Here is a 12,420-nt window from a genome sequence, read left to right on the forward strand (position 1 = left end):
TCGCGGCGCAAGCCGAGGTCGGTGCCCGCCTCCGAGCCGACCGAGTTTGAACCGCCCTCGCCGCGGGTCGCCATGACGATGCCGCAGCGCACGCCGAACTTGTCGTTCCAGACGCCGCACGGCGTCACGGTTCCCGCGTCGTCGTCAGGGTGCGCCCAGATGCTCAGCACGTCGATCTTGTCGCGGTTCACCTCGGTCGCAACCGACGGCTTCCCGAGGGCGAGCTCAACTTCTTCGTCGGCTGCGACTGCGGGGCTGGCTCCGACGAGGGGAGCAATGAGCCCCGCCGCCAACAGCAGGCCCGCGAGGGCTCTCGGTCGGTATCTGTGCACAACTTCCTCCTTGAAGTAGACGGGGCTCGGGGCCCGCGGAATGGGGCAGTGTCGGCCCAGCTCCCGTTCTACCCTCTCAAAGTGGACAGCTATGCGCAAGAGTGATCAACATCAATCAAGAAAGCAGGCAAATAGCTGATCGCAACTGATCATTTTGCTGATCACTTCGAAGGGCGGAGCGCTGTTTTGGAGCGCGCTGAAGAGCCCCGAGGGCGACAGCGGGCGACAGCGGGCGACAGCGGGGGGCTGCCCGGAATGTCTGCTACCCGAGATCGACCGCGACAGTACGCCCCTCAGCCGCCGAGCGCACGGCAGCGTCGGCGAGCACGAGTGCCGCGCGCCCGTCCGCGAAGGTTGAGCTCGCCGAGTCCTCGCCACGCGCCAGCCGCACAAAGGCGTCAAACTCAAGCGCGTAGGCGGCAGCGTAGCGCTGCAGGAAGAAGGCCTGGTACGGTGCCTTGGCTTCGACGGTCTCCGCTGTCGAGAGGCTGACGAGGCTCGTCGGCGCGTTCGCGACCTGCAGCATGCCACCGGCTCCAAAGGCCTCGATGCGCTGGTCGTAGCCGATTGCGCTGTGCCGGGAGTTGATGATCGTGACGATCGCCCCGGAGGCCGCGCGCAGCGTCGTGACGGCCGTGTCAAGGTCGCCGTGCTGCTGCGCGCCAGTGTCGAACAGCGCGCCGCCGATCGCCGTCACCTCGACGATGTCGGGGAGGAAGTACCGCGCCATGTCGAAGTCGTGGATCGTCATGTCGCGGAAGATTCCGCCAGAGACGCCGACGTACTCCGCGGGCGGGGCGGCGGGATCGCGGCTCACGATCGTGAGCTGCTCGAGCCTGCCGATCTCGCCCGCCGCGACCCGCGCTTGGACGGCCGAGAACGCGGGGTCGAAGCGCCTGTTGAAGCCGATCGCGACGGGTACGCCCGAGGCCGCGACCCGCGGCGCAAGGGCGTCGACGCGTGCGATGTCGAGGTCGATCGGCTTCTCGCAGAGCACTGGCAGCCCAGCGTCAACCGCAGCCCCGATGAGATCGACGTGGGTTGGCGTTGGGGACGCGATGAGCACGGCGTCGATCTCGCCCGAGTCGATGAGTTCCTCGGCGGAGGCAGTCGCTGTGCCACCGAAGCGCTCGGTGACCGCCGTCGCGCCCGCGATGAAGGGGTCCGCGACCCGGGCGAGCGTCGCGTCGGGCGACGCCGCGATGTTTGCTGCATGGGCCTGGCCGATGCGGCCGGTGCCGATGAGGCCGATGCGGATCGGGCTGTGCGTCATCTCGTGTTCCTTGTCCCCGGGGCCTGGCGCGGGCTCGCGCCAGGCCCCGGTGTGTCATTGTAGGTAGCGCTCAGCACCACGGGCGCAGCGCCTCACGGTTCTGCAGGTGGTCAGCCGCGCGCCGGGCGCGGAACTCTGCGAGCGGGGTGTCCGGTGCCGGCAGCACGTCCTGTTCAACGACCACCCACCCCTCATAGCCCGAAGCCTCGATGGCGCTCATCACGGCGGCGAGGTCGATGTCGCCCCTCCCGAACGCGGTGAACGCGCCCGATGACCAGACGTCGACCATGCCGCCGCCTGCCGCAGTCACGCGCCCCAGCTCGACCGCGTCGACGTCTTTGAGGTGCAGGTGGTTTATGCGAGAGCCCCAGCGCTCGACGGCGACAAGCGGATCCCCGCCGCCGAGCAGCAGGTGCCCAGTATCGAGCGTAAGGCCGACGGGCACACGCTCGAGCAGCCTGTCGATCTCCTCGGGCGACTCGACGAAGGTGCCCGCGTGGTGGTGGAACGTGGGTTCAAGTCCCGCCGCGCGCACCCGCGCGTCGGCAGTCTCAAGGTTCCGCGCAAGGCGGTCCCAGCCCGCAGCATCGAGCCCGTCGACTCCAAGCCCTGGACGGGCAGCGCGCTGCGCCGAGCCTGAGTCCGCGAGCGTCGGCTTCGGCAGCAGTGCCGGGGCGGTTCCCCCCGTCGCCGCCCCAAGCTCTTCGGCGAGAAGCGCCGCTTCTGTGAACATCGAGAGCGCGGCTTCAAGTTCTGGGAGCGCGGAGGCAAACGCCGCATCGTCGCTGAACGGCAGCTGCACCCAACCGCCCGCGAGCTGCATGCCGAAGCGGCGCAGGCGATCCCGCAGCTCGCCCCCGGTGCCGAGGAACCCGAGCGGGCCGAGATCCACCCCCGCGTAGCCGGTTTCGGCGAGCGTCTCGAGGATCTCGTCGGGTGAGAGCGTGTCAGCCCCCTCCGGCGTGAGCTCGAAGACGCCGAAGCTCACTGGGGCACCTGCCACGGTTGCGCGCATTGGATTCCGTTCTCTCTCGGGTGGGTGGGTGACGCTCGACACCGTACGCCGGGTAGTCCCCCGGGTGGCCGGACCGCTCGAATGCCGAGCGGCGAGGCCGCGGCACTCAGCCGAGCAGGGGCCGCTGTGCCTTCACCCGTTGCTCGTACGCTGCCCGCGCGCGCTGCGTCGACACGACCGTCGAGACCTCGGCGACGGGAACGTCCCACCAGCCGGCGCCGTCGGGCGCGTACACGTGCGGGTCGCTGTTGATGTGGATGAAGGTCGATCCGGAGGAGGCCTTCGCGGTCGCGACCGCCGCCTGAAGATCTACGATCGCGGTCGCACCGGGCTGCACCTCCAAGACGTCCATGCCGTAGCTCCTTGCGTTCATCGCGAGGTCTACGGGGAGGCGCTCCTCGCCCTGGAAGCTGAGGCTCTCAGCGTCGTAGGCGCGGTACTTCGTGCCGAAGCGCTCGGAGCCGACAGTCTCAGAGAGGTGCCCGATCGATGCGTAGCCGTGGTTCTGGATGAGCACAACAATGATCTTGATGCCCTCGGCGACGGCGGTCACGAGCTCGGTGTTGAGCATGAGGTACGAGCCGTCGCCGACCATGACGATCACGTCGCGGTCGTCCCCCATCGCGAGCAGCCCGCGCTTCGCGCCCAGCCCGCCCGCGATCTCGTAGCCCATGCATGAGAAGGCGTACTCGACGTGGTAGCCGAGCGGGTCGCGAACGCGCCAAAGCTTGTGCAGGTCGCCCGGGAGCGAGCCCGCCGCCTGCACGATCACGTCGCGCGGGTCAGAGGCGCGCTGCACGGCCCCGACGATCTCAGGCTGGCCCGGCAGCTCACGCCCGGAGGGCTCGAAGGCGCCGTCGACGAGCGCATCCCACTCTGCGTTCTCCGTAGCGATCCGCTCGGCATATTCCACCGCGACGCGCTCCCCCGCGAGCTCGGCAGTGAGCGACATGAGCGCCTCGCGGGCGTCGGCGATGAGCGGGAGCTGCGTGCCGTGTTTGTAGGCGTCGAACGCGGCGACGTTGATGTTCAGGAACCGCACCTTGGGGTGTTGGAACGCGGTGCGGGAGGCGCTCGTGAAGTCGCTGTAGCGGGTGCCGATCCCGATCACGAGGTCTGCTTCTGCCGCGAGCCGGTTCGCCGCGAGGCTCCCCGTTGCTCCCGCCCCGCCGAGGTACTGCGGGTGGTCCCACGGCAGCGCGCCTCCGCCTGCCTGCGAGGTCGCGACGGGAATGCCCGTCGCCTCTACAAACGTCCGCAACTGTTCCTCCGCCCCCGAGTAGAGCACGCCGCCGCCAGCGACAATGAGTGGCCGCCGGGCCGCGCGGATCGCCTCGACCGCCGCAGCAATCGCGTCGCGCTCGGGGAGTGGCCTGCGGATGCGCCACTCGCGGGGCTGCAGGAACTCGAGTGGCACGTCGAGGGCCTCGGCCTGCACGTCCTCCGGCAGCGAGATCGTGACGGCGCCTGTCTCGGCGGGGTCCGTGAGCACCCGCATCGCGGCGAGAGCGATCGAGAAGAGCTGCTCGGGTCGCTGCACGCGGTCGAAGAACCGCGACAGCGGCCGGAACGCGTCGTTCACGGTTATCCCGATGTCGTGCGGCTGCTCGAGCTGCTGGAGCACGGGATCCGCGACCCGCGTCGCGAAGGTGTCGCTCGGGAGCAGCAGTGCGGGGAGCCTGTTCGCTGTCGCGAGCGCCGCTGCCGTGAGCATGTTGCTCGCGCCGGGACCGACCGAGGCGGTCGAGGCGTAGGTGCCGCGCCGCCTGTGCATGCGCGCGTAGCCAACGGCCTGGTGCACCATCGCCTGCTCGTTGCGTGCCTGATAGTAGGGCATGAGCGCAGGCTGCTCGGCATGCAGCTGCTTGAGCGCCTGGCCAACGCCAGCGACGTTCCCATGCCCGAAGATACCGAAGACGCCCGGAATCGTGCGCTCCCGGATCTCAGTTCCGTCCGCGTCGCGATCCACCGTCCACTGCTGGGCGAGGAACTCGATGAGGGCCTGGCCAACCGTCATTCGTCTCGTGGTCATCGCGTCTCTCCTTCTGAGGCTGCGGGCGGGAAAACGGGCGGGGCCGGGCTAGCTGGCTGCGCTGAACGGGAGGCGGGCGTCGAACTCCTGCCCGTCCCAGGTCGCCCGAACCCAGGCGTGCGCCGGGTCGTCGGTGATATTCCAGACGCGCTCGGCGTCCGGGCCCGCCATCACGTTGAGGTAGTAGAGGTCGTAGCCGGGCGCCGCTACGGCGGGGCCGTGGTAGCCGAACGGTACGAGCGCGACGTCGCCCGTGCGCACCATCGCGTCGATCTCGATCTCACCTGCCAGGGAGGAGTAGGTGCTGAACATACCGAAGGCTGCGTCAGGGCTCGCGGCGGCGGGGGCGTCGGCGGTCGGAGCCGCCTCGAAGTAGTAGATCTCCTCGAGCCGCGACTCGGTGCCCGGGACGTGCTCGTCGTGCTTGTGGGGCGGGTACGACGACCAGTTCTCGGAGGGGGTGATGACCTCGCAGACGATGAAGCGCGCGGCGTCGAGCGCCTGCGGGGTGCCGAAGTTGTGGACCTGCCGGCTCGAGGCCCCCGCCCCGCGGAGCTCGACCGGGGTCTCAGCGGCCGCAATGCGCCGCGTGGGGAACAGGGTATGCGTCGGTGAGGTCGCGACTGCGAAACGGCCACCGGCGGCTGACGCGACCGTTGCAGTCGTCGCGGCAGAGAGGTAGAGCACGTCGGTCGGGCCGGAAAACACCGATGCCCGCCCGGCAAGCTCGGTCGTTGTCTCCTGCGCGGATCCCAGGCTACCCGCCCCGTGGTCGCGGTGCGTGACGGCGAAGGATCCGGAGAGCGGAATCACCAGGCGCTCGATCCCGGTCTGCTCGAGTTCGAGCGAGCTGCCGGCCCCGAGGCGCGCGACGCGCAGCCCGGTGTGCTGCCACCCGGGTGTGCGCTCGTCGACAACGGTTTCCCAGCCGCCAGCGGAGAGCTCTCCGCGTCGGTGGAACCAGCGTGCACTCGCGTCGCTCATAGCCAGCGAACCCTCCTCCGTGGTGACCTACGTCGTTGTCAGTGTAGGCGCACCGAACTTCGCCGGGCACCCGCAAATCCATAATGTCCTAACATCATCACAAGGGCAAGCTTTCCGCAGAGTGAGATCGGCGCGCACGCACCAACAACGACGGGAGGCCGGGGAAGCTCTCGCTTCCCCGGCCTCCCGGAATCACCTCGCGTTAGCCGCGCGGCTTCTCAACCATTTCGGTGGTCTCGATCTCATCGCCCGGCTGGATGTCGTTGAACTTGCCGAGGCCGATACCAGCCTCGAAGTCCGTCTTCACCTCAGTGACGTCGTCCTTGAAACGACGCAGCGACTCGATGGCGAGCCCGTCGGCGATAACGACACCCTCGCGGATGACGCGTGCCTTGGCGTTTCGCGTGATCGTTCCCGAGCGCACGATAACACCGGCAATGTTGCCGAACTTGGACGAGCGGAAGACCTCGCGGATCTCCGCAACGCCCGACTGAACTTCCTCGTACTCCGGCTTGAGCATGCCCGTGAGCGATGCCTCAATGTCATCAAGCGCGTTGTAGATGACGTTGTAGAACCGGATGTCGATGCCCTCGCGCGCAGCACGCTCGCGTGCCTTGACGTCGGGGCGCACGTTGAAGCCGATGACGATCGCGTTGTCGATCGTGGCAAGATCCACGTCCGACTCGGTGATCGCGCCGACGCCGCGGTGGAGGATACGGAGCTGGACCGAATCGTCCACCTCGATCTTCATGAGCGACTCTTCAAGTGCCTCAACAGCACCCGACACGTCACCCTTGATGATGAGGTTGAGCGACTCAACCTTGCCATCCTCGAGCGCCTTCGTGAACTCTTCGAGGCTGATGCGCTTGCGAGCCTTGGCGAGCAGAGCGTTGCGCTCGGCTGCTTCACGCTTCTCAGCGATCTGACGCGCGGTGCGATCCTCAGAAACGACAAGGAAGTTGTCGCCGGCGCGGGGCACCGAGGACAGACCCTGAACCGAAACTGGACGCGACGGCAGCGCCTCGAGTACGGCGTCGCCGTTCTCGTCGTGCATTGCACGCACGCGACCGTATGCGGTGCCCGCGACAATCGCATCGCCGACGCGGAGCGTACCCGACTGGATGAGCACGGTAGCAACCGAGCCGCGGCCCTTATCGAGCTTCGCCTCAATCGCGACGCCGCGCGCTTCCTTGTCCGGGTTCGCACGCAGGTCGAGACCAGCGTCTGCGGTGAGGAGTACAGCTTCGAGCAGCTCAGCAATGCCGATGTTGTTCTTCGCCGAGACGTCGACGAACATGACGTCGCCGCCCCACTCTTCAGAGACGAGACCGAACTCGGTGAGCTGCTGACGCACCTTCTCAGGGTTCGCGGCTTCCTTATCGATCTTGTTCACTGCGACCACGATCGGCACGTTCGCCGACTGTGCGTGGTTGAGCGCCTCAATCGTCTGCGGCATGATGCCGTCATCCGCCGCGACCACGAGGATCGCGATATCGGTGACCTGCGCGCCACGAGCACGCATGGCGGTGAACGCCTCGTGACCCGGGGTATCGATGAAGGTCAGCGCGCGGTCGACGCCGTCGTGCTGGGTGTGCACCTGGTACGCACCGATGTGCTGCGTGATGCCGCCGGCCTCGCCGCCGCCAACGTTCTCCTGGCGGATCGCGTCGAGCAGGCGGGTCTTACCGTGGTCAACGTGACCCATGACGGTGACAACCGGCGGACGCGGCTGGAGCACGTCATCGCCCTCTTCTTCGAGTTCGGCTTCGATATCAATATCGAATGCCTCGAGGAGCTCGCGATCCTCGTCCTCCGGCGAGACGATCTGGATCTTGTAGCCCAGCTCGTCACCGAGGATCTCGAACGTTGCCTGGTCGAGCGACTCAGTCGCCGTCGCCATCTCACCGAGGTGGAAAAGGACGGTTACGAGGTTCGATGCGCTCGTGTCAATCTTGTCTGCGAAGTCAGACAGCGACGCACCACGGCGCAGACGGATCTGCGTGGTGCCGTTGCCGCGAGGTACGCTGACGCCGCCAAGTGACGGTGCCTCGCGCATCTCGAATTCTGCGCGCTTTGCCCGCTTCGACTTTCGTGCCTTGCTCTTGGAGCCGCCGCGACCGAACGCGCCAGCCGTGCCTGCACCGCGGCCGCCACGGCCACGTCCGGCGAAACCGCCAGCCGGGCGCGGAGCACCGAAACCGCCGCCGGGGCCACCAGCACCGCCGGGGCCGCCGCCTGGGCGGTTGAAGCCGCCGCCTGCGCCACCGGGACGAGGAGCGCCACCGGGACGAGGTGCGCCACCCGGGCGGGGGCCGCCACCGGGACGACCCGGAGCACCGGGACCGCCGGGGCGGGGAGCTGCGGGACGCGGGATGTTCCCGGGGTTCGGGCGGTTGCCGCCCATGCCCTGGTTCGCCGCGAACGGGTTGTTGCCGGGGCGCGGGGGACGGGGAATGCCCATTCCCTGGCTCGAAGCAAACGGGTTGTTGCCGGGGCGTGGGCCGCCGGGCTTCGGAGCGCCAGCCTTGGTAGCGCCACCGGGCTTGGGAGCACCGGGCTTTGCGTCACCTTCGGGCTTCGCAGCTGCGGGCTTTGCGTCAGCTGCCTTCGCGTCAGCTGCCTTCGGCTCTGCTGCCTTCGCTGCCGGAGCAGCTGCTTCCTTCGGGGCCGCCGGTGCCTCAGCCGCGGGGGCTGCCGGAGCCGGGGCTCCGGGCTTCGGGGCTCCGGGGCGTGCGGGCTTGGGCGCGCCGGGCTTCTTCGGGGCAGCGGCCTTCGCCGGTGCCTCGTCAGCTGCGGGCTCGCCTGCCTTCACGAGTTCTGGGTGGTCCTTGACGAACGCCTTGAGCTTGCGCACCGTAGGGGGCATGATCGTCGAGGACGGGGTCTTCACGAACTCATTGAGTTCGTCATTCAAAATCTCAACCGCTTTTTTGCTCTCAATACCGAGCTCTTTAGCGATCTCACTTACGCGTGGGTTAGCCACTTTTCTCCTGTCTGGGTTCACGCCAGACAGGCGAGAACCAAAATTACCGGACGGGTCTCATTGTGAGCCGCTCATTACTTGTCCATCAGCATTTTCAGCCTGTTCTCTAGTGGTTGAACATCGAGTTGCCTCGACGCTCTGAGTGCTCGCGCGAAGGTCCCACGCTGCACTGCAAGATTCATACACTCTGCGGTCTCGTGCACCCAAGCGCCTCGCCCTGGCAGCACAGCACGCTCATCAACAATCAGATGACCGTCACGCACCACCACACGAAGGAGTTCCGCGCGCGTCGCCCGTGTCCTACAGGCAACGCAAGTCCGAATCGGATCCATCTTACCAGCTTCCAGCCGTGCGTGTCCCCGGGTGTTGCTCCGCTGCGGAGCAACACCCGGGGACAGTGAGCTATTTTGTCCCGCTGTGACTCAGTCGTTCATGATCGAGTCGGGCTGGATATCAATCTTCGCGCCCGTGAGCTTTGCGGCGAGGCGGGCGTTCTGGCCTTCCTTGCCGATCGCGAGCGACAGCTGGAAGTCGGGCACGAGCGCGCGAACCTGCTTCAGCGACTCGTTGATCATGAACACGTCGGTCACCTTTGCGGGCGACAGGGCGTTCGCGACAAACTTCGGAAGCTCCGGCGAGTAGTCGACAATGTCGATCTTCTCTTCGCCGAGCTCGCCCATGACGGCGCGCACGCGGCTGCCCATTTCACCAATGCAGGTGCCCTTGGCGTTGATCCCGGCCTGCTTGGCGCGAACGGCGACCTTGCTGCGGTGGCCGGCCTCACGCGCAAGCGACACGATCTCGACGAGGCCCTCGCCGAGCTCGGGAACCTCGCGTTCGAAGAGCTTCCGCACGAGGCCCGGGTGGGTACGCGAGAGCACGATCTGGGGGCCCTTGAGTCCCTTCGAGACGCTCGTCACGTAGACACGAACACGCGAACCGTGTGCGTACTCTTCGCCGGGAATCTGCTCCTCGGGCGGGATGATGCCCTCGACCTCTCCGAGATCGACATGCACCATACGGGGGTTCGGGCCCTGCTGGATGACTCCAGAGACGACCTGCCCCTCCTTGTCCTTGAACTGCCCGAGCACAGCATCGTCTGAAAGGTCGCGCAGGCGCTGGTTGATGACCTGCTTGGCAGCGCTCGATGCGACACGACCGAATTCGTCGGTGGTGATGTACGCCTCGCCGATCACGTTCTCTTCTTCGTCGAGTTCGGGGACGAGCACTGAGATTTCGCCGCTCTTGCGGTCGAGCGTGACTCGGACGTCCTCGGTCGGCGGTACAGGAAGAGCCTGGTTCTCAGCGTGCCGCACATATGCGGTCTGAATCGCCTGCTCGATGATCTCGGCGAGCTCCTCGAAAGGGATCTCCCTCTCGCGCTCAAGCCCTCGCAGCATGGCAAGATCAATCTTCACGGTTTCCTCCTGGATATTGAGATGTCTATTCAGATGTTCCGGCGGGTGTTCTCGCTCGGGTAGTCCACAAGAATAGCTCACTGCCATGGCGTGAGCCTGCCGGTACGCTTGCATAATGACCGCTGCCCCCGATTTCGTGCCGCCACGCAGCGCGCCGCACGCGCTCTCAACCCTCGGCGTCGTGCTCGTCGCGGCTGGGCGGGGAGAGCGGCTCGGGGCCGGTAGGCCGAAGGCGTTCGTCGAGCTTGGCGGGCGCACGCTCATCGAGCACTGTCTCGCGACGGTCTCCGCGCTTGCGGGCGGAGGGCATCTGGTGGTCGTCGTGCCCGCGGCACTCGCACCGGACACCCTCGACATCGTTGCAGCTGTGTCGCACAGTGGTTCCGCGTGGGACGTGTCGGTGACCCCGGGCGGGCGCGAGCGCCACGAGTCGGTACGGTTCGGGATCGATGCACTCCCCGGCCACGTCGATGTTGTTCTCGTGCACGACGCGGCCCGGCCGCTCGCGCCAGCCGCGCTGTTCGAGCGGGTTGCCGCCGAGGTGCGGCGGACTGGCGATGCGGTGATTCCGGCGCTCCCGGTGGCGGACACGCTCAAACGGGTCGGCCCGGACGGGGTCGTCCACGAAACCGTCGACCGCTCACCCCTCGTTGCCGTGCAGACGCCGCAGGGCTTTCCCCGGCTCGGACTCGCAGCCGCGCACGACAGACTCGGTTCTGGTGAAAACAGCCCCGGTGGGCTCGGATCTGGCGGGCTCAACCCTGGCGGACGCGGCACGGCCAGTTCTGGGCCGACCGATGACGCTGAGGTCGTGCAGCGAGCTGGCGGAACCGTGCGCACGGTAGCGGGGGACATGTTCGCGCACAAGCTCACGACCCCCGGCGACCTTGCCCTACTTGAGGCGCTCCTCAGCGCCCAGAGCGGAGACACCATTGACCTCACTTCCTGACATTCGCGTTGGCTCTGGCTTCGATGTGCACGCCTACGATGCCGATGCGCCGCTCTGGCTCGCCGGCTTGGAATGGCCCGGGGAACCCGGGCTTTCCGGACACAGCGATGGCGACGCGGTCTGCCACGCGGTCGTCGACGCCCTGCTCTCGGCGGCGGGCCTCGGCGATATCGGCGGGCTGGTGGGAGTGGACGATCCCGAGATGGCGGGCGCGGCGAGTACCGGCTTCGTCAGGCTCGCGCTTGAGCGGCTTGCCGCTGCGGGCTTTCGGCCGGTGAATGTATCGGTGCAGATCGTCGGCAACCGCCCGAAGTTTTCGCCGCGCCGCGAGGAGGCGCAGCGAGTGATGACCGCCCTTGTGGGCGCCCCGGTGTCGCTCAGCGCGACGACGACGGACCATCTCGGTTTCACTGGCCGAGGCGAGGGGCTCGCCGCGATCGCCACCGCGCTCGTCACGCGCCGACCGTAGGACCGGAGCCAGGGCCAGGAACCGGAGCAGGATCGGAAGCAGAGCCGGAGCAGCAGCGGCGCTGCGACGGCGTTCACGGGAGCGCCACCTGCACTGGAACGGTGCGGCCCCGCTCTATGGCGTAGCCGCGACCCGGAGGGAAGTCTGCCCGCGTCACCCTCCCCAGGGGCTCACGAAACGGGGTCTGCCCCTCCCCCTCGTCTGGCTGGAGCGAGAGCCCCCAGGTTGGCTGTTTCAGCGCGGTCAGCAGATCCCACACCGCTCCGCCCGTGCCCGTCTCGTACTCGAATAAGACGAGCGCCGGGGCGTGCCGCGCGGTCTTAGCCAGCGCCACCAACAGCGGGAGGGCAACCGTGTCTTCCGCTTGCGCGGGGCATTCGACAACAATGATCCGTCGCGTGGCTGCCCCAAGCGGGCTTCTGGTGGGCTCTCCGGCAGCGGCGAGCCGTTCCCCCTCGTGAACGCGAGGCGGAGCCTCTGATCCACCGCCCACGCTGCCCACGAGCCGCGGCGGTTCCCGCGGTGCCCTCCCGCCAAGGGCTTCGATAAGCGCCCGGGAGAGGCCACTCACCGCTTCGACGCCGTGCGCGACCCGATCCCACACAATATCCGCGGACTGTGCCGCTGCCTCCGCCTCCGCTTCGCCGCGCCCAGCCGCGTCATCGGCGGGCAGACCAGGCGCGGCCCAAGCCGCCGGTCCGGCTTTGGGTTCCCACCGCTCACGCGCGAAGGTGAGAAGTATGCGTTCTACTGACTCGCCGCGGGCCGCAGCCCATCGTTCAACCGCCCGCACACAGCTCCGGGTCGCCGTTGACAGCCCCGCCCCGCTCGGCCCTGCGACGACGCCGAGGCCGGTCGTGGGCATGCCGACCCCTGCAAGGGAGCGAGTATCAATGCCGTACACCGGACGCCCGTCGACCGCGGGCGGCAGCGCGTGCGCCGACACACGCTTCGGAGCATTACGC

10 protein-coding genes and 1 pseudogene are annotated in these 12,420 nt (G+C 67.7%); 2 read left to right on the forward strand and 9 right to left on the reverse strand.

The window, feature by feature from the left end; genetic code table 11:
* The 8 genes from ACI1US_RS03105 to nusA all read right to left on the reverse strand — a co-directional run.
* On the reverse strand, nt 1-332 hold a 332-nt coding region (locus ACI1US_RS03105; RefSeq protein ID WP_461638074.1), incomplete at its 3' end, for a PIG-L family deacetylase.
* Nucleotides 333-594: 262 nt separating this feature from the next.
* Complete coding sequence (iolG, locus tag ACI1US_RS03110) at nt 595-1,605, reverse strand: inositol 2-dehydrogenase (RefSeq protein WP_461638076.1); 1,011 nt, start codon at nt 1,603-1,605, stop codon at nt 595-597.
* 70 nt (nt 1,606-1,675) lie between these two features.
* Nucleotides 1,676-2,620 carry a sugar phosphate isomerase/epimerase family protein gene (locus ACI1US_RS03115; protein WP_461638078.1) on the reverse strand — a complete coding sequence of 315 codons (945 nt, stop codon included), beginning with the start codon at nt 2,618-2,620 and terminating at the stop codon, nt 1,676-1,678.
* A gap of 106 nt (nt 2,621-2,726) precedes the next feature.
* Complete coding sequence (gene iolD / locus ACI1US_RS03120; protein WP_461638080.1) at nt 2,727-4,652, reverse strand: 3D-(3,5/4)-trihydroxycyclohexane-1,2-dione acylhydrolase (decyclizing); 1,926 nt, start codon at nt 4,650-4,652, stop codon at nt 2,727-2,729.
* A 48-nt stretch (nt 4,653-4,700) separates the two neighbouring features.
* Entirely contained in the window at nt 4,701-5,636 is a 936-nt protein-coding gene (iolB, locus tag ACI1US_RS03125; protein ID WP_461638081.1) for a 5-deoxy-glucuronate isomerase, read from the reverse strand.
* 202 nt (nt 5,637-5,838) lie between these two features.
* Nucleotides 5,839-8,619, reverse strand: coding sequence for a translation initiation factor IF-2 (gene infB, locus ACI1US_RS03130; RefSeq protein WP_416550101.1), 2,781 nt, complete (start codon nt 8,617-8,619; stop codon nt 5,839-5,841).
* A 74-nt stretch (nt 8,620-8,693) separates the two neighbouring features.
* A complete protein-coding gene (locus ACI1US_RS03135; protein WP_416550100.1) occupies nt 8,694-8,951 on the reverse strand; it encodes a YlxR family protein in 258 nt (85 codons plus the stop codon).
* Between the two features lie 90 nt (nt 8,952-9,041).
* The gene (gene nusA, locus ACI1US_RS03140) at nt 9,042-10,037 is read right to left on the reverse strand and encodes a transcription termination factor NusA (protein WP_416550099.1); all 996 of its coding nucleotides are present in this window, start codon (nt 10,035-10,037) and stop codon (nt 9,042-9,044) included.
* A 115-nt stretch (nt 10,038-10,152) separates the two neighbouring features.
* On the opposite strand from nusA, the gene ACI1US_RS03145 reads away from it, so the two are divergent.
* Nucleotides 10,153-10,986: an IspD/TarI family cytidylyltransferase gene (locus tag ACI1US_RS03145; protein ID WP_461638084.1), complete on the forward strand. Its 834-nt coding sequence runs from the start codon at nt 10,153-10,155 to the stop codon at nt 10,984-10,986.
* The gene (gene ispF, locus ACI1US_RS03150) at nt 10,970-11,455 is read left to right on the forward strand and encodes a 2-C-methyl-D-erythritol 2,4-cyclodiphosphate synthase (protein WP_461638086.1); all 486 of its coding nucleotides are present in this window, start codon (nt 10,970-10,972) and stop codon (nt 11,453-11,455) included. The genes ACI1US_RS03145 and ispF overlap by 17 nt, the downstream gene beginning before the upstream one ends.
* A gap of 73 nt (nt 11,456-11,528) precedes the next feature.
* Here the strand turns inward: ispF and ACI1US_RS03155 are convergent.
* A pseudogene (locus ACI1US_RS03155) lies at nt 11,529-12,420 on the reverse strand (FtsK/SpoIIIE domain-containing protein); the annotation flags it as partial.

It is taken from the genome of Leucobacter sp. BZR 635, from assembly GCF_048061935.2.
Classification (GTDB): Bacteria; Actinomycetota; Actinomycetes; order Actinomycetales; family Microbacteriaceae; genus Leucobacter.

What these genes read in the sequence shown, in the direction of transcription:
- iolB (WP_461638081.1), bottom strand. Translation starts at nt 5,636, where the DNA reads ATGAGCGACGCGAGTGCACGCTGGTTCCACCGACGCGGAGAGCTCTCC.
- ACI1US_RS03135 (WP_416550100.1), bottom strand. Translation starts at nt 8,951, where the DNA reads ATGGATCCGATTCGGACTTGCGTTGCCTGTAGGACACGGGCGACGCGC.
- ACI1US_RS03145 (WP_461638084.1), top strand. Translation starts at nt 10,153, where the DNA reads ATGACCGCTGCCCCCGATTTCGTGCCGCCACGCAGCGCGCCGCACGCG.
- iolD (WP_461638080.1), bottom strand. Translation starts at nt 4,652, where the DNA reads ATGACCACGAGACGAATGACGGTTGGCCAGGCCCTCATCGAGTTCCTC.
- iolG (WP_461638076.1), bottom strand. Translation starts at nt 1,605, where the DNA reads ATGACGCACAGCCCGATCCGCATCGGCCTCATCGGCACCGGCCGCATC.
- ACI1US_RS03115 (WP_461638078.1), bottom strand. Translation starts at nt 2,620, where the DNA reads ATGCGCGCAACCGTGGCAGGTGCCCCAGTGAGCTTCGGCGTCTTCGAG.